Raw genomic sequence first — 23,068 nt, forward strand, 5'->3', positions numbered from 1 at the left:
CGCCGGATGATTTTTGTAACTTTCTTCGCCCGTTAGGTGGCGCATGGCGGCCGGCGCGCGGAACGCGTGTCGCTGAGCACCATAAAAAGCTAGGGGCGGCCGAGGCGATGCTGGAGCCAGAGCAACAGGAAGCCGAAAAGCGGGATGAGGAAGTCCAGATAGAAAATCACGCCGGCGTTGCCGGGCGCAAAATTGTGCTGCGTCACGATCTGGTAAATGTGGCCGAAGCCCGCGCCCAGCGCGAATAATGCCGGTCCGACGATGGCCGCGAGACGAAGGTCGAAGCTTCGGAACGCCGCCAGAAACCCCACAACGGAAAAGCCGAGGCTCGCAGTTCCGACCTCGAACTGAAAAGGACTATCGGCCCAGCCGATGAACTGAGCCGCCATTTGTCCGAAGAAGGAATGCATCACGAAGTTGTAGAAGAAGCAGACGCCGATGGCCCAGAACACGTGCCACGAAATCAACTTCTCGACGACCACGGCGGCTGTCACGGGTTTGGAAGCACGCATGATCGCCGCGAGCGAAAACAGAAGTCCAATAACGAGAAACGTGAGCGTGAAATTCGAAAGAACGAACCTGATGATTTCCGAGATCATGGCGCTCGCCTTGTTCTATTCGAACTTTTCTTCGTCGAAACCCAGGAGTTCCCAAGTGCGCCGCATGTGATCGGGCAACGGCGCGGTAACGTCGATGGTCTTTCCGCCTTTCGGATGCGGAATAACGAGGCGGCGCGCGTGCAAGTGAAGCTTCTTATCGATATTCTCGGCGGGCATGTGAACGTCGCCCTCGTACTTGTTGTCGCCGACGATCGGATGGCCGATGAGATGCATGTGCGCGCGGAGCTGATGCTGGCGGCCGGTCACCGGCTTCAGTGATACCCACGCCGTTTTGTGCGCAGCGCGATCTATGACGGAATAGTGTGTGGTCGCGTGCATCGCGACGTCCTGCTCGCCGGGTTTTGCCTTGCGGACGCGATCGCCGTCAGGTCCTGAGGCTTTGACGAGTGCTGCCTCGACCTTGCCCTGCGGCGGCTTCGGAACGCCCTTCACGAGCGCCCAATAGGTTTTCGCAGCGGAGCGTGTCTGGAACGTCCGCCCGAGCTTCGCTGCCGCCTCGCGCGTTTTGGCAACGAGCAGCACGCCGGTCGTGTCGCGGTCAAGGCGATGTACCAGCCGCGGACGCTCGCCGCCGAAGCGGTCGGCCATGCCTTCGAGCATGCCGTCGATGTGCTTCTTCGTACCGGTGCCGCCCTGGACCGCGAGGCCGAACGGCTTATTCAGAACGAGAACGTAGTCATCCTCGAACAGGATCATCTTTTCGATGGTATCGCGGTCGCCCTTTGAGACGCCGGGAGGGGCCTGCAGTCCCGGCCCCGACTTTTTGGGCTGACGAACGATCGCAGGAACGCGGATTTCTGCGCCGACATTGAGACGGTCGTTCGCCTGCGCGCGCTTGGAATCGACGCGGACCTGCCCCGAACGCAGAAGCTTCTGGAGATAGGTGTAGCCGACCTCCGGGAAATGCACGCGAAACCAGCGGTCGAGGCGCATATCGGCCTCGCCGTGCGCGACGCGCAGCGTTTCGACTTTTGAAGGCGTGTCGGTCATCGGAGTGTCCAACGTCGTGCGGCCCCAGAAAATTCCGGTGGCAAGCGAAGTGCGAAGATCATAAGAGGAATCCTTAGCGGAATTCCGTATAGCGCCGATCCGGGCGGCTAGGAAGGGCGGTAAGATAAACGGCCGCTAAACGGCGGCCCCAGAAAGATGGCCGATGGCCGCGGTTATCGCCATCGCCAGCGCGCCCCAGAAGGTTACCCGCACGACGGCACGCCCAATATTCGCTCCGCCGGCCTGGGCTCCGATGGCGCCGAGAGCCGCGAGGCAGACAAGAGAGGCGACGGTGACTAACCAGGTCACGCGGCCTTCCGGCGAGAAAAGCGCCACCAGGACAGGAACTGCCGCCCCGACGGCGAAAGACACAGCCGATGCCAGCGCAGCCGTGATGGGGCGTGCCGTCGTCAACTCGGAAATGCCAAGTTCCTCTCGGGCATGGACCCCAAGCGCATCACGCGCCATCAGTTGCTGCGCGACTTGACGTGCGAGCGATGGCTCAACGCCGCGGGCGACGTAGATGTCGGTCAGTTCCTGAAGCTCAAAGTCCGGTTGATCGACGAGTTCTTTGCGCTCTCGGGCAAGGTCGGCATTTTCTGCGTCCCGTTGGGAGCTGACCGACACGTATTCACCGGCGGCCATGGAAAGCGCACCGGCGACGAGACCGGCGACGCCCGCGATGAGAATAGATTGCTGCGAGGAATCGGCCGAAGCGACACCCGCAATCAAGCTTGCGGTCGAGACAATGCCGTCGTTGGCGCCCAAGACCGCTGCGCGCAGCCAGCCGACGCGTTCTACAACGTGCTGCTCGGTCGTCGCCATGTTTCTCTTACCTGCTAACGTTATGAGCGAGCATGAGGCCCGCACCAACCGGGAAGATACGATGCTTCGGGGCTTTTAGCGAACTGAAGTGCCTGCGTCAGCGCAGATTCGGGGTCGCTTTTGGCGATCTTGGCATCGACACGGCGGCGGAGTGCGTCGGCCCAAAGAAATTCGCTGAATGGCGTTGCGTCCTTCGCGTAGCCACCCGCGAAGCGAAGTTCTCCCGCGAGGCTGCGATACGGATCGTCCACGAGTTCGGCTATCGACTTGGGAAGCTCCGTGCGCGTCTGGCGCTCGCCGCCGCTGTCGAACGGATGCATCCAGCCGCGATTGTCCATGAAGCGCCAGAACTCTTCTTTGTCGAGCGCACGAAGGTCGGCGACCGGCGAAATCAAAACCTGCTCGACGCCTTCGTCATGCAGTGCACGGCCTAGATGATGATGATCGATGACGTAGTAGCGGTTCTTCGGGCCGCGGACGACGGGGATCATATGGCGACCGAGGAATGTGCCCGTCTTTGTCGGCGCGAGTTTCTTCCATTCGGCGCGTTTGCGCTCGACCTCGCGCATGCCGACCGTCATCTGCGTCGGCCGTAGATCGGCAATGGCGATGGAATGCAGCAGCGGCTGCGGCGATCGCGGGTTTGGTTCTATCGATTGCTGGGCCATCTGACGATCCTCGGAGGTCGGCATTCTAACGTCGCAACAGTCGTAGCGGAATTCGAACCGTTCGCGGACTTACCAAACTGTAAATGGTGGGAAGACCCCTCGGCCGGCGGCCTATCTGCCACTCCGCTCGGCGCGGAGTTTGGCCCAGTAATCGAGGCGTTTCTTGATTTCGCGTTCGAAGCCGCGCTCGGGCGGGTCGTAGTATTGCGGGCGCTTCTTGAAAGCGTCGGGGAAATAATTCTGCCCTGAGAATGCGTCCGGCTGATCGTGATCGTAGAGGTAGTCGGAGCCGTAGCCCTCCTCCTCCATCAGTTTGGTGGGCGCGTTCAGGATCGTCTTCGGCGGCGACAGCGAGCCGTGCTCTTTCGCAGCGCGCATCGCGGCCTTGTAGGCGACGTAGTTGGCGTTCGATTTCGGCGCCGTCGCGACGTAAATAACGGCTTCGGCCAACGCAAGTTCGCCTTCCGGAGAGCCTAAGAAATCATAGGCGTCCTTGGCGGCATTCGCGACGACAAGCGCCTGCGGATCGGCGAGGCCGATGTCTTCCACCGCCATCCGTACGATGCGACGCGCAAGGAACAAACGGTCCTCGCCACCGTCGAGCATCCGGCAGAAATAATAGAGCGCGGCGTCGGGATCGGAACCGCGCACGGCCTTATGCAGCGCAGAGATCAGGTTGTAATGACCTTCGCGCGACTTGTCGTAAAGCGGCGCGCGACGCTGCACGAGCTTGACGAGGGCTTCGCGCGTCAACGGTTTGCCCTTCGCTGGAACAGCAGCAAACACATCTTCGACGAGGTTCAAGATCGATCGGCCGTCGCCGTCCGCCATGCCCTTCAGCGCGTCTCGGGCGTCATCATCGAGCGGTAGCGGCCGGCCGACCTCCTTCTCAGCGCGTTCCAAGATCGTTTCAAGGTTTTCGTCCGTCAGGCGATTGAGAACCAGCACGCTCGCGCGCGAAAGCACAGCGGCGTTGAGTTCGAACGACGGGTTCTCGGTCGTGGCGCCGACGAGCGTGATCGTGCCGTCTTCCATGTAGGGCAGGAAACTGTCCTGCTGCGAACGGTTGAAGCGATGTATCTCATCGATGAAGAGCAGCGTGCCCTTGCCCTGCTCGCGCATGATCTTGGCGCGGTCGAAGGCTTTGCGCAGCTCGGCGACGCCCGAGAAGATGGCCGAGAGTTGCTCGAACACAAGGTTCGTTTCGCCCGCGAGCAGGCGCGCAATCGTCGTTTTGCCGGAGCCGGGCGGTCCCCAGAAAATAAGGCTCGGCACGCGGCCACTCTTCAGCATCCGCGTCAGCGTGCCTTCGGGTCCGACGATATGTTCCTGGCCGACGACTTCCGACAGCGTCTTGGGGCGCAGCCTATCGGCGAGCGGCCGAGGTGCGCTCTTTTCCAGTCCGGCAGCTTCGAAGAGATTGGTCATACGCGCCTTATATAAGGCCGCGCGGCCGGCGTCCAAAGGCTCTTTTGCTGGCGCTTGGCAACACGCGTCCGCGCGCCGGCCGAGTGCTTTATTTGCGCCGAGCGACTCCGCTCCGCGGAGCCGGCCGCTAGGCGCGAACATTCGCTTCACCCACCGTCATGCCGACGAAGGTCGGCACCCAGACAAACCTCAACATAACGGCTGTCGCGGCTTGTCTGGATCCCGGCCTGCGCCGGGATGACGGCAGTTGGAGATGGGTCTCCGATTTTAGCTAATCGTTCCGTACAGCGACGTTGACCGTTTGTGGAGTGCCGGAGGTGGCGCCGGAGACGTCGCTGACTTCGACGTCGAAACGGGCCTGTGCCGCGTCCGAGCCATCGTGCGTGAAATAGACCATGCCGCGTTCGAGATCGGCCTGCGAGAACGTCGCCACGGCCTGCGCAGGATCGTTGGACAGGACGACGGAACCGCCCGACGCGTTCGAGATATGGAACGTCAGATTTTCGGGCCGGTCATCGGGATCGAGGGCGTTGAGGTCGGCCGTAGTGATGCGCACCGAACGGCCTTTCGTGACGGTCAGGTCGAGATCGCCGCCAAGGGTGGGCGGGATGTTACGGACATGTGCCGTGAGTTCGCCGCCCTCTTCCATCGACAAGCGGCCGTATTTGATCTTGCCAGCGGCGTGGCCGGTGCTCTTGATCTGAATGAGCTGCTGGACGCGGACGTCGCCCTGGATGGTGCCGCGGATTTCTGCGGTATCGGAATTGATGGTGCCGAAGAGCTTGCCACCTTCTTGCACGATGACCTCTGAGGCTGTGACGCCGCCTTCGACGTAGCCCCAGATTTCGACGCGCTGGCCGCTTTTGACCTCGCCTTTCAGGACGGCGTCCTCGCCGATGATCAACACGCCACGGTTCTCGGACATCGGCTCACTCCGTTACGCCTACTGGGCGCGACCGCGGAGGTCGCGAGGCGTAACCTCGGCCATGATTTTGTCAGCTTCTCGACAGTTGCGCGGCAATCGAGGTTAACACCCAGGGCTGCGATCCCTAACCCGGCACCTGAAGCTGGAGGACGCGGCTGCCGCGCTTGACTGAGATCTGCCAGAGCTGCTGGCGCGTTTCGAGTGCTTGGTCGGCCTCGTCTACGTTGGCGATCTTCTTCTTCCCGATGGCGACGATGACATCACCCGGCTGGAAGCCGAACTGCTGAGCCAGCGAACCGTCACGCACGGACGTCACGACGACCCCGTCAGTTTGATCGAGATTATACTCATCGGCGACGGACGGCAGGATGTTGGAAATGCGCGCACCATCGAGCGGGTGATTGCCCGAGAGATTCTTGGCGTCGCCCTTGCCAGGCTTCGGCGCCGCGACGAGCGGCATCTCGATATCGACCGGCTTTTTGTTGCGAATGACGGTCAGCTTCGCCGTGCGGCCGATGCCTTTCGTCATCAAACGATAATAGACGGCACGCGCATCGACGACCTCAACGCCATCGACATGCGTAATCACGTCTCCGGCCTGAAGGCCGGCGTCTGCGCCCGGACCTTTATCGTAAAGCCGGGTGACGACAGCACCCGAAACGCGATCGAGGCCGAGGCCTTCGGCGAAGTCCCGCGTCATGGCTTCGATCTTGGCGCCGAGCCACGGCTTTTCGACCTTCCGGCCCTTCTCCGCACTTTCGGCATAGACGCGAACCAGGTTCGATGGAATGGCGAAGCCGATACCGACGGAACCGCCGGACTGCGAATAGATCATCGTGTTGATGCCGACGAGGCGACCGGACATATCGACCAGCGCGCCGCCGGAGTTACCGGGATTGATGGCCGCGTCGGTCTGGATGAAGACTTGACTGTCCGATTGACCGATCTCCGAACGCGACAACGCCGAGACGATGCCGCTCGTTACGGTCTGGCCGACGCCGAAGGGGTTGCCGATGGCGAGCACGAGATCGCCGACTTCGAGCGAATCTGAATCATCGAACTGCAGATAGGGGAAATTACCGTCGCCGCCTTCGATCTTCAGCACGGCGATGTCGGCCTTGTCGTCCTGCGCGATAACCTTGGCGTCGAACTCGCGCTTATCGGCAAGCGCCACGCGGATGGCGGCGTCGCTGCCGCCCTTGATGACGTGCGTGTTCGTGACAACGAGGCCCTCGCGATTGACGATGACCCCGGAGCCGAGCGAACTCAACACACGCTCTGACGGACGGCCGAAAGCGTCGCCGAAGAAATGACGGAAGAAGGGATCGTTGGCGAAGGGTGAGTCGAACGTGCGAACGCGGCTGCGGACATAGACGTTGACGACGGCAGGCGCGGCCTTCTTCACGATCGGCGCGTAGGAATACTGGATAGCCTCGCGCGAGGGCGGCGGCATCTTCTCTTGGGCGGACGCCGTTTCCGCCGGACTGAAGATCTTCGGTGTGACGGCCGCACCAGCGACGATGGCAGCACAGACGAGGATCCACTTCTTCATTGTCATCGATCAGCTCTTCGCGATGGGTCTTGCAAGACCGTCCCATAGTTGATGCTCGACCGTCTCCGGCGAGACGAATCCGATCGCAGAGATAAGGTCTGGGGTGCGGTCAGATCAACCTAAGGTCTCGTAATGATCGCACCGCGGCGACGACGGCGTCGTCGGCGTTACGGAGCGTAAGGCCCAGTTCTGCCTTCACTTTGGCGTTGGTGTAGTCTTTCTTTTCGCCAAGCTCGGGCAGAACGGTCCGCAACTTCCTGTCGAATATGGCAGCTGTTCGCACGGCAAAGTCGGGAAGCTCGAATTTCGGCACCTTGGACGCGAGATCCGGCAGTTCGCGCGCCATGATGCGGCCCAGCTCATAAAGGCTCAAGCGCCCCTCGCCGACCAGATAGCGGTTGCCGCCGACGCCGGGGCGTACTGCCGCTTCCGCGTGCGCTGCGGCGATGTCGCGCACATCCGTCACGGGAAAGCTTATGCTCGGAGCTGCCGGATAGGTCCCCTTCGCCATGATGCGATAAAGCTCGTGCGAGGTCGAAAGATCGGCATCGACGGCCGGGCCTTGCACGAAACTCGGATTGATGGCGATCAGCTCGGGGGCACCGTGTGTCGACTCGATGAAGTCCCACGCGGCCTTTTCGGCGATGGTTTTCGATTTGACGTAGGGCGTCAGATCGGGGCGCGTTTCGTCGCTGTAATCCTGCTCGGAATAGATGTGCCCCGCCGACACGCCGCTGGGATAGAAGATCGCCACTGTGGATGACGTCAGCACCACGCGCGTGACGGCGGCTTTCGTCGCGGAGCGGAGAACGCGCAGCGTGCCATCGAGCGCGGGCAAGATCACGTCGTCGGGATCGTCCGGCTGCGAAATCGGAAACGGCGAAGCCGTATGAACGACGGCATCGGCGCCAGCGATGGCGTCGTCCCAGCCGGCATCGCTAGTCAGGTCGGCGACAGCAAACGACAGCTTCGAAGCGTCAGCGCCGAGGCGTGTCACCGCCGCGCGAACGCCGTCCGCCTTGCCCATGTTTCTCAGCGTGCCGCGAACACTGTGTCCACGACGGAGAAACTCGGCAATCGTGTACTTGGCGACAAGGCCGGTTGCGCCGGTCACGACAACCTGAGAATCCGAAGGCATGGACGCACCAACCGTTTCAAAGGCGGCACGCGCCTCGCGCACCGGATAGAGGCGATAGTCGGGCAGAATGCGCCCGGATGGCAACGTCAGATCGACGATAAAATGGTGTCTGCGGGGCTCGCGTCACACACGTGTAATGCAGATGAGCGACAACCTTGGCGAAAGAGCTGGAGGGGGCATCGCAATTTCTCGATGTGCCGAGCCTGCAGGATTTAATCCCGCTCCTACGCACGCTTACACATCATATCGCCCCCAAAGCAAAACCCCGGCGCAGCTCTCAGCGCCGGGGTTTTTGATTTTGGCTGCCAATCTGACGAGCCATCAACGTCATCGCTTAAGAGCCACAAACGCAAATGGCCGGGGCAAGCCCGGCCATAGCAAATTCATGCTGGTCGCTTCGAGCGCGAGTTAGCTCTGGGCCTGCTCGGCGAGCATGGCTTCGTGGCGGGCCTTGTCCTCGGCGCCCTTCACGCTCTCGTCGCGATCGACGAGTTCGATGACGGCGCGCGGCGAGTTATCGCCATACCGGAAGCCGGCTTTCAGAACGCGCGTGTAGCCGCCGTTGCGGTCCTTGTAGCGTGCGGCGAGAACGTCGAAGAGCTTCTTGACCATGTCTTCGTCACGCAGGCGCGCGATAGCCAGACGGCGCGAGTTCAAGTCACCGCGCTTTGCGAGCGTGATGTACTTATCGACGACGCGCTTCAGGTCTTTCGCCTTCGGCAGCGTGGTGACGATCTGTTCGTGTTTGATGAGGGCAGCCGCCATGTTCGAGAACATTGCCTGGCGGTGACCAACGTGGCGGCCAAAGCGGCGGCCGAGCTTCTTGTGTCGCATCGTATCTTCATCCTTACATTGTGAAAGCAACCGTCAGCGGATTGCTGTCCGGTCTGAGCGCGGGAGTTTCTGTGGCCTCACCTTCGCCCATAGGACCCGGTGCTCTCTGAGCTATCCGGGTACTCGGCCGGCCCACGAACCGCGGGCCAGCCGGAATTCTTAGTACTGGTCTTCGAAACGCTTCGCCAGCTCGTCGATGTTGTCCGGCGGCCAGTTCGGAACTTCCATGCCGAGATGGAGACCCATCGTGGCGAGGACTTCCTTGATCTCGTTGAGCGACTTGCGGCCGAAGTTCGGCGTGCGCAGCATCTCGGCTTCCGTCTTCTGGATCAGGTCGCCGATGTAGACGATGTTGTCGTTCTTCAGGCAGTTCGCAGAGCGGACCGAAAGCTCGAGCTCGTCGACCTTCTTGAGAAGCGCGGCGTTGAAGGCGAGCTCCGGATGGCGCTGCTCTTCCTGGGCCTTCTTCGGCTCTTCGAAGTTGATGAAGACCGCGAGCTGGTCCTGCAGGATGCGGGCAGCAAGCGCGACGGCATCTTCCGGGCGGACCGAGCCGTCGGTTTCAACGACCATCGTCAGCTTGTCGTAGTCGAGGATCTGGCCTTCGCGGGTGTTCTCAACCTTGTAGGAGACCTTCTTGACCGGCGAATAGAGGCTGTCGACCGGGATCAGGCCGATCGGCGCATCTTCCGGACGGTTGCGGTCAGACGCGACGTAGCCCTTGCCGATGTCGGCGGTGAACTCCATGCGGATCGCGGCGCCCTGGTCGAGGTGGCAGATCACGTGGTCGGGGTTCAGGACTTCGACTTCGGACGACATTTCGATGTCGCCTGCGGTGACGGGGCCGGCACCTTCCTTCTTGAGCACCATGCGCTTCACGCCTTCCGAATGGATGCGGAGCGCAATTTCCTTGATGTTCAGGATGATGTTCGTCACGTCTTCGCGGACGCCGGGGACCGACGAGAACTCATGCAGCACGCCATCAATCTGCACGGTCTTGATCGCAGCGCCCTGAAGCGACGAAAGCAGCACGCGGCGCAGCGCGTTGCCGAGCGTCATGCCGAAGCCGCGCTCAAGCGGCTCAGCGACGACGGTCGCGATGCGCGAACGATCGCGGCCGGTCTGAATTTCAAGCTTCGACGGCTTGATCAGGTCTTGCCAGTTCTTCTGGAGAACGTTCACGAGATACCTCGTTTAGTTTGGCGCGGACGGGGGAGCGGGCCGCGGAATCTCTTGAGCAGTGCATGCATCGCCGCGCGCCGGACGAGCGGCGCGCTGGCAGAATTTCGTATTAGACGCGACGGCGCTTGCGCGGACGGCAGCCGTTGTGCGGGATCGGCGTCACGTCGCGGATCGAGGTGATCTGGAAGCCAACAGCCTGGAGCGCGCGGAGTGCCGATTCACGACCCGAGCCCGGACCACAGACTTCGACTTCGAGCACCTTCATGCCGTGCTCCTGGGCCTTCTTGCCGGCATCTTCGGCGGCGATCTGAGCAGCGTAGGGCGTCGACTTGCGCGAACCCTTGAAGCCCTTCGTGCCCGAAGACGACCAGGCGATCGTGTTGCCCTGCGCGTCGGTGATCGTGATCATGGTGTTGTTGAACGACGCGTTGACGTGCGCGACGCCCGACGTGATGTTCTTCTTCTCGCGCTTTTTGACTTTGCCGCGCGCTGCTGCTTCCTTGGCCATTACCGTCGTTGCTCCATGCCTCAACCGATGAGGCTAAAAACGTTGCGCGCGCCGGAGATCTTAAAAAACCAGACCGGCGCGCAGAAATTTGCGGTGACGAACTACCTCGTCGCCTTCTTCTTACCGGCGATCGGAACAGCCTTGCCCTTGCGGGTGCGGGCGTTCGTGTGCGTGCGCTGACCGCGAACGGGGAGGCCCTTGCGGTGACGAAGACCGCGGTAGCAACCGAGGTCCATCAGGCGCTTGATGTTGGTCTGAACTTCGCGGCGGAGATCGCCTTCGACCGTGTAATCGCGGTCGATGGTTTCACGGATCTGCAGGACCTCAGCGTCGGTCAGCTGATTGACGCGGCGCTCCGGCGGGATGCTGCACTTCTCACAAATCTCTTTCGAGAATTTGGGGCCAATGCCATGAATATAACGCAGCGCGATTTCAACGCGCTTGCCTGTCGGAATGTTGACGCCTGCGATGCGGGCCACTTCAGTCTCCTGCCTTTAAATCTCGTGTCGAATTAACGATGCCGTATTCGATATTTCTCAAGTGCCAAAAGGCGCAACGACCGCAGAACCGGGGGTTCAAGCCCTGGTCGGATCAAGTTGAGCCCTAGAAGAAAGTTGCGTGTTCTACCTCGGGTCTTCCCTTCCGTCAATGCGTGCTTTTTTCTTTGTCAAGCATCCTGGAATTGATTCAACAATGCGCCAATCTGGCGGCTTACGTCGGCGATCGGCGCCATGCCGTCGATCGACTTCAGCAGCTTGTGAGCATAATAGTAACCAATGAGCGGCGCCGTCTCGCGGTAGTAAGCGATCAGGCGCGTTTTCAGGGCCTCGGCGTTGTCATCGGCGCGGACTGTGCCGCCTGCCGCAAGCGTTTCGCGAGCGCGGGTCTCGATCCGCTCGACGAGCTTGGTGTCGTCGACCTTCAGCTCGATCACGCAATCGATATGGCGGTTTTTCGACTTCAGCAGATCGTCCAGCGCATCGGCCTGGGGCAGCGTGCGCGGAAAACCATCCAGAATGAAGCCCTTGGCGCAGTCCGGCTCGGAAATGCGGTCGGCGATGATGCCGATCACGATCTCGTCGCTGACGAGGCCGCCTTCCGCCATGATCTTCTTCGCCTTGAGGCCGACCGGCGTTCCGGCTTTCACGGCCGCGCGGAGCATATCGCCGGTGGAAAGCTGAGGCAGTCCGAGCTTCTCGGAAATGATCTGCGACTGCGTCCCTTTGCCCGCGCCTGGCGGGCCCAACAGCATCAGGATCATCGGCGCGCCCCGCGAAGCTTGGCCTTCTTGATGAGGCCTTCGTATTGCTGGGCGATCAGGTGGCTTTGGACCTGAGCGACAGTATCCATCGTGACGCTGACGGCGATCAGCAGCGAGGTGCCACCGAAGTAGAGCGGGATGCCGGCGTAGGACGTCAGGATCTCAGGGAGAACGCAGACTGCTGCCAGATAGAGTGCGCCGACGACGGTGATGCGGGTCAGAACATAGTCGATATACTCGGCGGTCTTGTCCCCAGGGCGGATACCGGGCAGGAAGCCGCCGTACTTGCGCAGATTGTCGGCCGTCTCCTTCGGGTTGATCACAACCGCGGTGTAGAAGAACGCGAAGAACAGGATCAGCAGCGCGTACACAAGCATGTGGAGCGGCTGGCCTGAACCGAGCGCGGCGACCGCCTCGTTGAGCCATTCCGGGCCCTGCCCTGCCGTAAACTGGGCAACCGTGATCGGCAGCAACAGCAGCGACGAGGCGAAGATCGGCGGAATAACGCCCGACGAGTTGAGCTTCAGCGGCAAGTGCGAAGCCTCGCCCTGGAACATCTTGTTGCCGACCTGTCGCTTCGGATACTGGACGAGCAGACGCCGCTGGGCGCGCTCGAAGAAGACGATGGCCGCGACGACCGCCAGAGCGAGCGCCAGGAAGAACACGAGAATGCCAGGCGAGATCGAGCCGGTACGCGACAGCTCGAAAAGTTGTACCAGCGCGCCCGGAAGGCCCGCTACGATACCGGCGAAGATGATCAGCGACGTGCCGTTACCGACGCCGCGCTGCGTGATCTGCTCGCCGAGCCACATCAGGAACACGGTACCGCCGACCAGCGTGATAACGGTCGTGGCGCGGAAGAACAGGCCGGGATCCATGACGACAGCGCCGGCGGCGTTGCGCGAGCCTTCAAGACCGACGGCGATGCCGTAAGCCTGGAGCGCTGCGAGCACAACCGTCAGGTAGCGCGTATATTGGTTGATCTGCTTGCGGCCCGCCTCACCCTCTTTCTTGAGGGCTTCGAGCTTCGGCGAAATCGAGCTCATCAACTGCATGATGATCGACGCCGAGATGTACGGCATGATGTTCAGCGAGAAAATGGCGAGACGCTGAAGCGCACCGCCCGAGAACATGTTGAACATGCCGAGAATGCCGCCCGCCTGAGACTTGAAGGTCTCGGCGAATGCGGCCGGATTGATGCCCGGCAGCGGAATGAACGTGCCCAGGCGGAAGACGATCAGCGCACCAAGCGTGAACCACAGGCGCCGCTTCAAATCCTCCGCCTTTGCGAAGGCGCTGAAATTCAGGTTCGAAGCAAGCTGCTCGGCAGCGGAAACCATTGGTCTCTTCTCCTAACCGTTGTGGCGATGGCCGACAGGCCCAACCACAACTTGGGTCCGGAACGCGCCGTTTCCAGTGCCTTCCAGCCTCGAACGCTCGGCCGGGACCAGTCCCCCGCTCCGGCCGGGCGCGCGATTAATCTTCCGATTTCGCGGCGCCGGGCTTCTTGCCCTGAGCAGCCTTCTTGGCCTCTGACTTTTTCCGCTTTTCTTCGTCAGCGGCGATGACCTTCGGCTCGATCAGCGTGATCGTGCCACCGGCCTTCTCGATCGCTTCCTTCGCCTTGGCGGAAGCGTGGTTGACCGTGATCGAGATCTTGGCCTTGATCTCGCCGTCGCCCAGAAGGCGCAGGCCTTGCTTCGGGCGGCGAACGATGCCGGCCTCGATCAGCGTCGCAAGGTCAACGGGCTTGGAGCCGTCGAGACGCTTGTCTTCGATGGCCTGCTGCAGCGAGCCGACGTTGATCTCGTTGAAATCCTGCGGGCGCCACTTGTTGAAGCCGCGCTTCGGCAGACGACGATGCAACGGCATCTGGCCGCCTTCGAAGCCGCCGATCGCGACGCCGGTACGGGCCGTCTGGCCCTTGCCGCCGCGGCCACCCATCTTGCCGAGGCCCGAACCAATACCACGGCCGATGCGGACGCGCGTTTTCTTGGCGCCGGGGTTGTCTTTAATGCCATTGAGCCGCATGGGACCCAGATCCTTCTTTGCTTGCGCTCGGCGACTCCCGTTCCGGGAGCCGGCCGCCGAGCGAGGTTATTTCCCTTCTTCGACCTGGACGAGATGCTGAACTTTCTTCAGCATGCCGCGGACGGCCGGGGTATCTTCGAGCGTCGAGGTGCGACCGAGCTTGTTCAGCCCGAGGCCGATCAGCGTCTCAGCCTGCCGCTCGGGGCGCCGGTTGGGGCTGCGCACCTGCTTCAGCGTGATCGTTTTCTTCGACATGTCGTAACCTCAAAATCCCATAGCAAAGCGGCACGGCGCAACCGGCCGCTTTCGTTGTTCTCTATCAGACGTCGGCGCCGGCTTCGGCAATCGACGAGCCGTCGCGACGGCGCGATACGATATCGGAAACCTTCTTGTTGCGACGAGCTGCGACGCCGCGCGGGTTTTCCTGGGCCTTCAGCGCGTCGAACGTGGCGCGAACGACGTTGTAAGGGTTCGTCGAGCCCATCGACTTCGCGACGATGTCGTGAACGCCGACCATCTCGAAGACGGCGCGCATTGCACCACCGGCGATGATACCCGTACCGGCCGGAGCCGAGCGCAGGATCACCTTACCCGAGCCGTGACGGCCGACGCTGTCGTGATGAAGCGTGCGAGCGTCGCGCAGCGGCACGCGGAGAAGGTTGCGCTTGGCGCCTTCCGTTGCCTTGCGGATCGCTTCCGGCACTTCACGCGCCTTGCCGTGGCCGAAACCGACGCGGCCCTTCAGGTCGCCGACGACGACCAGCGCAGCGAAGCCGAAGCGCTTACCGCCCTTGACGACCTTCGCAACGCGATTGATGTGCACGAGCTTATCGGAAAACTCGCTATCGCGTTCCTCGCGGTCTCTGCCACGCTCTCTCTGGGGTCCACGTGCCACGATCTAGTTCCTCTCGAGTATCTCTTAAAACTTCAGACCGCCTTCACGGGCGGCATCGGCGAGCGCCTTGACGCGCCCATGAAAAAGGAAGCTGCCGCGATCGAAAACGACCTCGGTGACGCCAGCCTTGACAGCGCGTTCTGCAACGAGCTTGCCGATGGCTGCAGCGGCCGCCTTGTCGGCGCCGGTCTTCAGCGTACCCTTGACGTCCTTCTCGAGCGTCGAGGCAGCGGCGAGCGTTACGCCCTTCACGTCGTCGATCACCTGAGCGTAGATGTTCTCCGACGAGCGGTGAACAGAAAGCCGGGGGCGGCCGTTGGAGGCTGCCTTGACGGCACGGCGAACGCGCGCACGGCGGTTCGCAAGTTTTTGGTTCATATTGGCCATCGGTGCCGATCCTACTTCTTCTTACCTTCCTTGCGGAGGATGTATTCGCCTTTATAACGCACACCCTTGCCCTGGTAAGGCTCAGGCTTGCGGGAGGCGCGGATGACGGATGCCACCTGGCCGACCGCCTGCTTGTCGATGCCGGAAACGTTGACCAGTTCCTGCTTGGCGCCGCCAACCTTGACCTCGACACCGGCCGGAATCTTCAGCACGACGTCGTGGCTGTAGCCGACCGAAAGGGTCAGCGTATCCTTGCCCTTCATGGACGCCTTGAAGCCAACGCCATGGATTTCGAGATCCTGGCTGTAGCCGTCCGTCACGCCCTTGATGAGGTTCGCGATCTGAGTGCGCGACATGCCCCACTTCGAGCGTGCAAGTTTGGTGTCTTCGAGAAGGCTGACGTCGATGCCTTCGTCCGTTCTCTGAACCTTCAAAGCGTCGGGAACAACAAAGGCGAGTTCGCCCTTGGGTCCCTTCATCTTGACGGTCTGACCGGTGATCGTCGCCGTTACGTTCGACGGGACCGGAACGGGTTTCTTACCGATGCGCGACATGGCTTCTTCAAACCTTGTTTCGCCGAGGCCAAAGCCCCAGCCTTAGAAAATACTGCAGATGACTTCGCCGCCGACGTTGGCTTCGCGCGCCTTCGTGTCCGACATGACGCCCTTCGGCGTGGACAGAATGGCGACGCCGAGGCCGTTGGCGACCGTCGGGATACCCTTCACGGGCGAATAAACGCGGCGGCCCGGCTTCGAGATACGCTCGATCTCACGGATGGCCGGCTGGCCATTGTAATACTTGAGCTCGATCTCGAACTGAGGGAGTTCGCCCTTCATTTCGACGCGGCTATAGCCACGGATGTAGCCTTCCTCGGCGAGAACGTCGAGGACGCGCGCGCGGAGGTTCGAGGCCGGGGTCGCAACCTTCGGACGGCGACGCATCTGGGCGTTCCGGATGCGAGTGAGCATATCGCCGATGGGATCATTCACGGACATTGATGCTTCCTCTTACCAGCTCGACTTGACCATGCCCGGGATGCGGCCCTGGCTCGCCAGCTCGCGGAGCTGGTTGCGGCACATCTTGAGCTTGCGGTAGTTGCCGCGCGGGCGGCCGGTGATCTCGCAGCGATTGCGGATGCGAACCTTCGAGCCGTTACGGGGCATCTCGGCCAGCTTCAGGCGGGCAGCGAAACGCTCTTCCGGCGTCTTGGTCTTGTCCTTAGCGAGCAGCTTGAGGCGCTTACGCTTCGGGGCTTGCTCCGCCACCATCTTGCGGCGGCGGTTGTTCTTTTCGATCGAACTGACTTTTGCCATTTCTTCTCCTCCAAAGGCCTTTCGGCTTTGAGTGCCGAGGTCCTCTAGCTACGGAACGGGAAGTTGAAGCCCTTGAGCAATTCACGGGCTTCGTCATCGGTCTTGGCCGACGTGCAAACGATCACGTCGAGGCCCAAAACGTTGTCGACTTTGTCGTAGTCGATTTCAGGGAACACGAGATGCTCCTTCAGGCCGGTCGCGTAGTTGCCGCGGCCATCGAAGCTCTTCGGGTTCAGACCACGGAAGTCCTTCACGCGCGGCAGCGCGATCGTGACGAACCGGTCGAGGAATTCGTACATGCGGTCGCCGCGGAGCGTCACCTTGGCGCCGATCGCCATGCCTTCGCGCAGCTTGTACGTTGCGATGGCCTTGCGGGCGCGGGTAACGACCGGCTTCTGACCGGCGATGAGCGCGAGATCGGCAGCGGCGACGTCAACTTTCTTGCGATCGTTGACGGCTTCGCCAACGCCCATGTTGATGACGACTTTTTCGATCTTCGGAATCTGCATCACGTTGGCGTAGCCGAACTTCTCTTTGAGAGCGTTGCGGACGACCTTCTCGTAATGCGATTTCATGCGCGGCTTGTAATCGGCCGGACGCGGCGCAGCAGGAGCACGCGGTTCGGACGAAGCGGCCTTCTTGTCGGCCTTCGCCTTCTTGTCACCGCCCTGGGCGGCGCCGCCCTGCGGCTTCACGGATTTTTTTTCTTCCTTAGCCATGGCTTAGTTCTTCTCCGGGATCTGCTCGCCCGAGCGCTTCGCGACGCGGACCTTCTTGCCATCGGCGAGGACCTTGAAGCCAACGCGGGTCGGCTTGCCGTCCTTGGGATCCTCGAGCGCGATGTTCGAGAGGTCGATCGGACCTTCCTTGGAAATGATGCCGCCTTCCTGGGTCGCCGACTGGCGCTGGTGACGGCGCACCATGTTGACGCCACGCACGAGGGCGCGGTGCTCTTTCGGGCGAACCTCGATCACCTCACCGCGCTTGCCTTTGTCGCGGCCGGCGAGGACGACGACGTTGTCGCCCTTCTTGATTTTAAAAGCCGACATCAGAGGACCTCCGGCGCAAGCGATACGATCTTCATGTGGTTCTTGGCGCGAAGCTCACGCGTCACGGGTCCGAAGATGCGGGTGCCGACGGGTTCGCCGTTGGCATTGACCAGCACAGCGGCGTTGCGATCGAAGCGGATCAGCGAACCGTCGGCGCGGCGGATACCCTTCGCGACGCGGACGATGACAGCCTTCATCACCTGGCCCTTCTTGACGCGACCCTTCGGGATCGCCTCCTTGACGGAGACGACGATGGTATCACCCACCGTCGCGTACTTGCGCTTCGAGCCACCCAGCACCTTGATGCACTGGACGCGGCGCGCGCCAGAATTGTCGGCGACGTCGAGATTGCTCTCCATCTGGATCATCGCGTCATTCCTTCTCTCATGGCTTCGAGAGGCATACTCTCCAAGCCCATCTCATCATTTTCCCAACCGGCTCGCGGGGTCTTGGGGCAATTCCCAACTCTCCGACGGCCTGAAAGGCGCTCTACGTAAGCGTTCGATCGCTTAGCGAAGCGAGGCTTATGCCTCAATTCGCGACGGCAATCCAACGTTTGTTCTTGGAGATCGGCCGGGTCTCTTGAATTTCGACCTGGTCGCCTACCTTGAACGAATTCGATTCATCGTGAGCGTGGTACTTCTTCGTACGACGCACGGTCTTCTTCAGCAGCGGATGGGTGTAGCGACGCTCAACCTGAACGACGATGGTCTTGTCGTTCTTGTCAGATACCACGACACCCTGCAGCACGCGCTTCGGCATAATCTCGTTCTCCCTTACGCGCCTTTTTTGACGCTGCCACCGCGCCGGGCAACGGCTGCGGTCTTGACGCGCGCGATGTCACGGCGGACCGTCCGGATGCGCGCGGTGTTCTCGAGCTGGCCCGAGGCCTTCTGAAAGCGCAGGTTGAACTGCTCCTTCTTCAGCTTCGCCAGCTGGTCGTCGAGCTGATCGATCGACATGCCCTTGAAATCATCGGCCATGACTGTTCCTCAACTCCTATTCAATTCGCGTAATGACGCGGCATTTGATCGGCAGCTTCGCAGCACCGAGCGCAAGCGCTTCTTTGGCGACCTGGGGGTTCAAACCGCCAAGCTCGAAAATAATACGGCCCGGCTTCACGCGCGCCACCCAGAGCTCGGGCGAACCCTTGCCGGAGCCCATACGGACTTCGGCAGGCTTCTTCGACACCGGCACGTCCGGGAAGATGCGCAGCCACATGCGGCCAGCGCGCTTCGTATGACGAGCGATGGCCCGGCGTGCGGCTTCGATCTGACGAGCGGTGAGACGCTCGGGCTCCATGGCCTTGAGGCCCACTTCGCCGTAAGCGAGCGTGGTGCCCGACTTCGCGACGCCGTGGATGCGGCCCTTGAACTGTTTGCGGAACTTCGTCCGTTTCGGTTGCAGCATTGTGTGCCTCTGAATTCCTTACGCTTCGGGCGCCGACGGAGTAGCGTCGGAAGCGGCCGGTGCGTTGCCGCCACCCGCGCCACCACGTCCACCACCGCCGCCACGTCCACCGCGGCCCGGACGACGATCACGACGATCCTGACGGTCGCCATCGTCACGACGCGGACGCGGAGCGCCGCTCTCTTGCATTTCCGTGAGCTTCTTGTCGGAGGCCATCGGATCGTGCTCGATGATCTCGCCTTTGAAGACCCACACCTTGATGCCGATGATGCCGTAAGCGGTGCGTGCAACGCCGTAGCCGAAATCGATGTCGGCGCGAAGCGTGTGCAGCGGCACGCGGCCTTCGCGGTACCACTCAGTACGGGCGATTTCAGCGCCACCCAAACGGCCGGCGACGTTGATACGGATACCGACGGCGCCGAGACGGAGAGCCGACTGAACGGCACGCTTCATCGCACGGCGGAACGCGACGCGGCGTTCGAGCTGCTGGGCGATGCCCTCGGCGATCAGCGTAGCGTCGATTTCCGGCTTGCGGATCTCGAGGATGTTCAGGTGAACTTCCGAGCTCGTCAGTTTCGCGAGGTCAGCGCGCAGGCGTTCGATCTTCTCGCCCTTCTTGCCGATCAGGATGCCGGGACGCGCCGTCATGACGGTGACGCGGCACTTCTTGTGCGGACGCTCGATGACGACCTTCGAGATGCCGGCTTCGCGCTGCTCTTTCATGATGTGCGCGCGGATGGCCCGATCTTCATGAAGCAGCTTGCCGTATTCGCCACGAGCGGCGAACCAGCGGCTGTCCCAGGTCCGGTTTATGCCAACGCGAAGGCCGACGGGATTGACTTTTTGACCCATATTACTTGGCCTCCTTGGCCGCAGCCTTCGGCGCGGACTTCTTTGCAGCTTTCTTCTTCTCGGTCTTTTCCTCTTCGACCTGACGGACGACGACGGTGAGCTGCGAGAACGGCTTCAGGATCGCGGCGCCGCGGCCACGGCCACGAGCGTGGAAACGCTTCATGACAAGGTTCTTGCCGACGTAGGCTTCAGCAACGATCAGATCGTTGACGTCAAGCGCGTGGTTATTCTCGGCGTTCGCAACGGCGCTCATCACGCACTTGCGGACATCTCCCGCGATGCGCTTCTCGCTGAACTCAAGCTCAGCGAGCGCCTGATCGACCTTCTTGCCACGGATCAGACCCGCGACGAGGTTCAGCTTCTGCGGAGAAATACGCAGCGATTTGACAACCGCTTGAGCCTCGGTGTCAGCGAGGCGGCGCTGATGACTTGGCTTGCCCATTATTTCTTCACCGCTTTCTTGTCGCCGCCGTGGCCGTGGAAAATACGGGTCGGAGCGAATTCACCGAACTTGTGGCCGATCATGTCTTCCGTCACAGCGACGGGGATGTGCTTCTGGCCGTTGTGCACGCCGAAGGTCAGGCCGACGAACTGGGGAAGGATCGTGGAGCGACGGCTCCAGATCTTGATCACCTCATTGCGGCCGGACGAACGCGACTTCTCCGCCTTCTTGAGGAGGTAGCCGTCGACGAACGGACCTTTCCATACTGAACGTGTCAAAGTCGAATCTCCTTCAGAGCGCCGCTACTACTTCTTCTTCGCCTTCTGGCGCGAGCGGACGATATATTTCGTGGTCGTCTTGTTCTTGCGTGTCTTGAAGCCCTTGGTCGGCTTGCCCCACGGCGTCGCCCAGTGCTTACCGCCCTTCGTACGACCACCGTTCGGGTGATCGACTGGGTTCATAGCAATCGAGCGAACGGTAGGACGACGGCCGAGCCAGCGAGTGCGACCCGCCTTGCCGACAACAGTGTTCATGTGGTCGGGGTTCGAAACCGCACCGACAGTCGCCATGCATTCGGCGCTGACCTTGCGGGTTTCACCCGAGTTGAGCTTCAGAACGGCGTAACCCGAGTCGCGGCCGACGAGCTGAACGAATGAGCCTGCCGAACGTGCGACCTGACCGCCCTTGCCAGGCTTCATCTCGACGTTGTGAACGATCGTGCCGATCGGCATGGCCGACAGCGGCATGGCGTTGCCGGGCTTCACGTCAACCTTCGGACCCGAGACGACCGTGTCGCCGACGCCCAGACGCTGCGGCGCCAAGATGTAAGCCTGCGTGCCGTCCTCGTACTTGATGAGGGCGATGAACGCGGTGCGGTTCGGATCGTATTCCAGGCGCTCGACACTGGCCGGCGCGTCGAACTTCCGGCGACGGAAGTCGATCTTGCGGTAGGCCTGCTTCGCGCCGCCGCCGATGTGGCGCGACGTGATGCGGCCGTCGCTGTTGCGACCACCGGTCTTCGTCTTGCCCTCGACGAGCGTCTTGAGCGGCTTGCCCTTCCAGAGCGTCGAACGGTCGACCTGAATAAGGTGACGACGACCAGGCGACGTTGGGTTGTATGTTCTAAGCGCCATGACTTATCCTCAGAGCCCCGTCGTCACGTCGATGGAATGACCATCTTCGAGCGTCACGACCGCCCTTTTCGTATCGCTCAAGATGGCCTTGATGCCCTTGAACGTTCTTTGCTTGCCCTTGCGGACGATCGTGTTGACGGCCTTCACCTTGACCTTGAACAGGCCTTCGACCGCCGACTTGATCTCGGTCTTCGTCGCGTCAGGCTTGACCTTGAAGATCACCTGGTTGGCCTCGGAGGCGAGCGTCGCCTTTTCCGTGATGACCGGCGCAACGATGACGTCGTATGCGGAGCGTTTGATCGTCATTTGAAGCGCTCCTCCAGCGCGGCGACGGCGGCCCGGGTCAGCACCAGCTTCTTACGACGGAGAATGTCGTAGACGTTGATGCCCTGGATCGGGAGCACGTCGATGTTCGGGATGTTGCGAGCAGCGCGCGTGAAATTCACTTCGAGCTCGGCACCATCGATGATCAGCGCATTCTCAAGCGACAGCTTGGCGAACTGCGCCTTCAGCGCGGTCGTCTTGCCCTCGGCCGAGGTCGCCTTGTCGATCACGACAATCTCGCCGGCTTTCGCCTTCGAGGAGAGCGCGTGACGGAGCGCCAGAGCGCGCACCTTCTTCGGCAACTCGATGGCATGCGAGCGGGGCTTCGGACCGAACGCCTTGCCGCCACCGCGGAACTGCGGAGCCGACTTGTCGCCGTGACGAGCACCGCCGGTGCCCTTCTGCTTGTACATCTTCTTGCCCGTGACCGCGACTTCCGAGCGGTCCTGAGCATGATGCGTGCCGGCCATGCGCTTCAGCGTCTGGTAGCGCACCATGCGGTGGATGAGGTCGTTGCGGACCTCAAGACCGAAAATGTCGTCGGCAAGCTCGATGTCGCCGGACTTACCGGCATCGAGGCTGGTAACTTCGGCTTTCATCACGCGCCTTCCTTCTTCGCTTCGCCACGCGCTTTGAATGCACCGGGCTTCGGAACATCAGCGTGCGCAGCTTTCTTCACGGCGTCGCGAACGACAACCCAGCCACCTTTGGAACCGGGGACAGCACCGCGAACCATCACGAGGCCGCGTTCCTTGTCGATCTTGGCAACAACGAGGTTCTGCGTCGTGACGCGCTCGTCGCCCAAGTGGCCGGCCATCTTCTTACCTTTGAAGACCTTACCAGGATCCTGGCGCTGACCGGTCGAACCGTGAGCACGGTGCGTGACCGAGACGCCGTGGGTGGCGCGCAGACCGCCGAAGTTCCAGCGCTTCATGGCGCCCTGGAAACCTTTACCCTGGGTGGTGCCCGTCACGTCGACGAACTGACCCGGAACGAAGTGGTCTGCGGTGATTTCCGCGCCAACATCGATGAGGTTCTCAGGACTGACACGAAACTCTGCGATCTTCCGCTTCGGTTCGACTTCGGCCTTCGCAAAGGTGCCGCGCTCGGACTTCGTCAGACGCGAGGGCTTCCTCGTGCCGCCGCCGACCTGGATGGCGGTATAGCCGTTCTTCTCCTCGGTGCGGTGCGAGAGAACCTGGAGGTTCTCAAGACGCAGCACCGTGACGGGGATGTGTTCGCCCGCGTCGGTGAAGATCCGGGTCATACCGATCTTCTGTGCTATCACTCCGGAACGCATT

General features: G+C 61.6%; 34 protein-coding genes. All 34 read right to left on the reverse strand.

From position 1 onward, the window contains the following. Positions 1-89: 89 nt before the first annotated feature. Positions 90-599 carry a DUF6790 family protein gene (locus HYP802_RS0114800; protein WP_013948157.1) on the reverse strand — a complete coding sequence of 170 codons (510 nt, stop codon included), beginning with the start codon at positions 597-599 and terminating at the stop codon, positions 90-92. Positions 600-614: 15 nt separating this feature from the next. Beyond that, positions 615-1,610 (reverse strand): RluA family pseudouridine synthase, encoded by a 996-nt coding sequence (locus HYP802_RS0114805; protein ID WP_013948158.1) that lies wholly within the window; start codon positions 1,608-1,610, stop codon positions 615-617. A 135-nt stretch (positions 1,611-1,745) separates the two neighbouring features. After that, on the reverse strand, positions 1,746-2,435 hold the full coding sequence (locus tag HYP802_RS0114810) for a VIT family protein (RefSeq protein ID WP_013948159.1): 690 nt from the start codon (positions 2,433-2,435) through the stop codon (positions 1,746-1,748). 20 nt (positions 2,436-2,455) lie between these two features. Further along, positions 2,456-3,103, reverse strand: coding sequence for a ParB-like protein (locus HYP802_RS0114815; protein WP_013948160.1), 648 nt, complete (start codon positions 3,101-3,103; stop codon positions 2,456-2,458). A gap of 111 nt (positions 3,104-3,214) precedes the next feature. Further along, on the reverse strand, positions 3,215-4,531 hold the full coding sequence (locus HYP802_RS0114820) for a replication-associated recombination protein A (RefSeq protein WP_024276057.1): 1,317 nt from the start codon (positions 4,529-4,531) through the stop codon (positions 3,215-3,217). A gap of 271 nt (positions 4,532-4,802) precedes the next feature. Continuing rightward, entirely contained in the window at positions 4,803-5,456 is a 654-nt protein-coding gene (locus HYP802_RS0114825; RefSeq protein ID WP_013948162.1) for a polymer-forming cytoskeletal protein, read from the reverse strand. Between the two features lie 124 nt (positions 5,457-5,580). Next, positions 5,581-7,014 carry a Do family serine endopeptidase gene (locus HYP802_RS0114830; protein ID WP_013948163.1) on the reverse strand — a complete coding sequence of 478 codons (1,434 nt, stop codon included), beginning with the start codon at positions 7,012-7,014 and terminating at the stop codon, positions 5,581-5,583. Positions 7,015-7,117: 103 nt separating this feature from the next. Continuing rightward, positions 7,118-8,230, reverse strand: coding sequence for an NAD-dependent epimerase/dehydratase family protein (locus tag HYP802_RS0114835; protein ID WP_013948164.1), 1,113 nt, complete (start codon positions 8,228-8,230; stop codon positions 7,118-7,120). A gap of 324 nt (positions 8,231-8,554) precedes the next feature. After that, a complete protein-coding gene (gene rplQ / locus HYP802_RS0114840; RefSeq protein ID WP_013948165.1) occupies positions 8,555-8,980 on the reverse strand; it encodes a 50S ribosomal protein L17 in 426 nt (141 codons plus the stop codon). Positions 8,981-9,139: 159 nt separating this feature from the next. Further along, entirely contained in the window at positions 9,140-10,162 is a 1,023-nt protein-coding gene (locus HYP802_RS0114845) for a DNA-directed RNA polymerase subunit alpha (protein WP_013948166.1), read from the reverse strand. Positions 10,163-10,271: 109 nt separating this feature from the next. Continuing rightward, on the reverse strand, positions 10,272-10,670 hold the full coding sequence (gene rpsK / locus HYP802_RS0114850; RefSeq protein ID WP_013948167.1) for a 30S ribosomal protein S11: 399 nt from the start codon (positions 10,668-10,670) through the stop codon (positions 10,272-10,274). 101 nt (positions 10,671-10,771) lie between these two features. Continuing rightward, complete coding sequence (gene rpsM, locus HYP802_RS0114855; protein ID WP_013948169.1) at positions 10,772-11,149, reverse strand: 30S ribosomal protein S13; 378 nt, start codon at positions 11,147-11,149, stop codon at positions 10,772-10,774. Positions 11,150-11,337: 188 nt separating this feature from the next. Next, entirely contained in the window at positions 11,338-11,931 is a 594-nt protein-coding gene (locus tag HYP802_RS0114860) for an adenylate kinase (protein WP_013948170.1), read from the reverse strand. Next, positions 11,928-13,271, reverse strand: coding sequence for a preprotein translocase subunit SecY (gene secY, locus HYP802_RS0114865; RefSeq protein WP_013948171.1), 1,344 nt, complete (start codon positions 13,269-13,271; stop codon positions 11,928-11,930). The genes HYP802_RS0114860 and secY overlap by 4 nt, the downstream gene beginning before the upstream one ends. A 136-nt stretch (positions 13,272-13,407) precedes the next feature. After that, positions 13,408-13,962, reverse strand: coding sequence for a 50S ribosomal protein L15 (rplO, locus tag HYP802_RS0114870; protein ID WP_013948172.1), 555 nt, complete (start codon positions 13,960-13,962; stop codon positions 13,408-13,410). Positions 13,963-14,028: 66 nt separating this feature from the next. Then, positions 14,029-14,217, reverse strand: a complete 189-nt coding sequence (gene rpmD, locus HYP802_RS0114875; RefSeq protein ID WP_013948173.1) for a 50S ribosomal protein L30 — start codon at positions 14,215-14,217, stop codon at positions 14,029-14,031. Positions 14,218-14,281: 64 nt separating this feature from the next. After that, complete coding sequence (gene rpsE / locus HYP802_RS0114880; RefSeq protein ID WP_013948174.1) at positions 14,282-14,857, reverse strand: 30S ribosomal protein S5; 576 nt, start codon at positions 14,855-14,857, stop codon at positions 14,282-14,284. Between the two features lie 24 nt (positions 14,858-14,881). Next, positions 14,882-15,244, reverse strand: a complete 363-nt coding sequence (gene rplR / locus HYP802_RS0114885) for a 50S ribosomal protein L18 (protein ID WP_013948176.1) — start codon at positions 15,242-15,244, stop codon at positions 14,882-14,884. Between the two features lie 11 nt (positions 15,245-15,255). Beyond that, a complete protein-coding gene (rplF, locus tag HYP802_RS0114890; protein ID WP_013948177.1) occupies positions 15,256-15,798 on the reverse strand; it encodes a 50S ribosomal protein L6 in 543 nt (180 codons plus the stop codon). Between the two features lie 42 nt (positions 15,799-15,840). Continuing rightward, entirely contained in the window at positions 15,841-16,239 is a 399-nt protein-coding gene (rpsH, locus tag HYP802_RS0114895; RefSeq protein ID WP_013948178.1) for a 30S ribosomal protein S8, read from the reverse strand. Between the two features lie 12 nt (positions 16,240-16,251). Then, the gene (rpsN, locus tag HYP802_RS0114900; RefSeq protein WP_013948179.1) at positions 16,252-16,557 is read right to left on the reverse strand and encodes a 30S ribosomal protein S14; all 306 of its coding nucleotides are present in this window, start codon (positions 16,555-16,557) and stop codon (positions 16,252-16,254) included. Positions 16,558-16,601: 44 nt separating this feature from the next. Further along, positions 16,602-17,276: a 50S ribosomal protein L5 gene (gene rplE / locus HYP802_RS22435; RefSeq protein WP_013948180.1), complete on the reverse strand. Its 675-nt coding sequence runs from the start codon at positions 17,274-17,276 to the stop codon at positions 16,602-16,604. Positions 17,277-17,279: 3 nt separating this feature from the next. Continuing rightward, complete coding sequence (gene rplX / locus HYP802_RS0114910) at positions 17,280-17,606, reverse strand: 50S ribosomal protein L24 (RefSeq protein ID WP_013948181.1); 327 nt, start codon at positions 17,604-17,606, stop codon at positions 17,280-17,282. Continuing rightward, positions 17,606-17,974 carry a 50S ribosomal protein L14 gene (rplN, locus tag HYP802_RS0114915; protein WP_013948182.1) on the reverse strand — a complete coding sequence of 123 codons (369 nt, stop codon included), beginning with the start codon at positions 17,972-17,974 and terminating at the stop codon, positions 17,606-17,608. The genes rplX and rplN overlap by 1 nt, the downstream gene beginning before the upstream one ends. Positions 17,975-18,137: 163 nt before the next feature. After that, positions 18,138-18,368 (reverse strand): 30S ribosomal protein S17, encoded by a 231-nt coding sequence (gene rpsQ / locus HYP802_RS0114920; protein WP_013948183.1) that lies wholly within the window; start codon positions 18,366-18,368, stop codon positions 18,138-18,140. Positions 18,369-18,382: 14 nt separating this feature from the next. Beyond that, entirely contained in the window at positions 18,383-18,589 is a 207-nt protein-coding gene (gene rpmC / locus HYP802_RS0114925; protein ID WP_013948184.1) for a 50S ribosomal protein L29, read from the reverse strand. Between the two features lie 16 nt (positions 18,590-18,605). Further along, positions 18,606-19,016, reverse strand: coding sequence for a 50S ribosomal protein L16 (gene rplP, locus HYP802_RS0114930; RefSeq protein ID WP_013948185.1), 411 nt, complete (start codon positions 19,014-19,016; stop codon positions 18,606-18,608). 18 nt (positions 19,017-19,034) lie between these two features. After that, a complete protein-coding gene (gene rpsC / locus HYP802_RS0114935) occupies positions 19,035-19,868 on the reverse strand; it encodes a 30S ribosomal protein S3 (RefSeq protein WP_013948186.1) in 834 nt (277 codons plus the stop codon). Between the two features lies 1 nt (position 19,869). Beyond that, positions 19,870-20,310 carry a 50S ribosomal protein L22 gene (rplV, locus tag HYP802_RS0114940; RefSeq protein WP_013948187.1) on the reverse strand — a complete coding sequence of 147 codons (441 nt, stop codon included), beginning with the start codon at positions 20,308-20,310 and terminating at the stop codon, positions 19,870-19,872. Then, positions 20,310-20,588: a 30S ribosomal protein S19 gene (gene rpsS / locus HYP802_RS0114945; RefSeq protein WP_013948188.1), complete on the reverse strand. Its 279-nt coding sequence runs from the start codon at positions 20,586-20,588 to the stop codon at positions 20,310-20,312. Before rpsS ends, rplV begins: the two co-directional genes overlap by 1 nt. Positions 20,589-20,615: 27 nt before the next feature. Further along, positions 20,616-21,443 (reverse strand): 50S ribosomal protein L2, encoded by an 828-nt coding sequence (rplB, locus tag HYP802_RS0114950; RefSeq protein ID WP_013948189.1) that lies wholly within the window; start codon positions 21,441-21,443, stop codon positions 20,616-20,618. A 9-nt stretch (positions 21,444-21,452) separates the two neighbouring features. Next, positions 21,453-21,749, reverse strand: a complete 297-nt coding sequence (locus HYP802_RS0114955; protein WP_013948190.1) for a 50S ribosomal protein L23 — start codon at positions 21,747-21,749, stop codon at positions 21,453-21,455. Beyond that, positions 21,746-22,366: a 50S ribosomal protein L4 gene (rplD, locus tag HYP802_RS0114960; protein WP_013948191.1), complete on the reverse strand. Its 621-nt coding sequence runs from the start codon at positions 22,364-22,366 to the stop codon at positions 21,746-21,748. Before rplD ends, HYP802_RS0114955 begins: the two co-directional genes overlap by 4 nt. Then, on the reverse strand, positions 22,366-23,067 hold the full coding sequence (gene rplC / locus HYP802_RS0114965) for a 50S ribosomal protein L3 (RefSeq protein ID WP_013948192.1): 702 nt from the start codon (positions 23,065-23,067) through the stop codon (positions 22,366-22,368). Before rplC ends, rplD begins: the two co-directional genes overlap by 1 nt. Between the last annotated feature and the right edge of the window lies 1 nt (position 23,068).

The organism is Hyphomicrobium sp. 802 (genome assembly GCF_000526135.1).
In the GTDB taxonomy this organism is placed as follows: Bacteria; Pseudomonadota; Alphaproteobacteria; order Rhizobiales; family Hyphomicrobiaceae; genus Hyphomicrobium_B.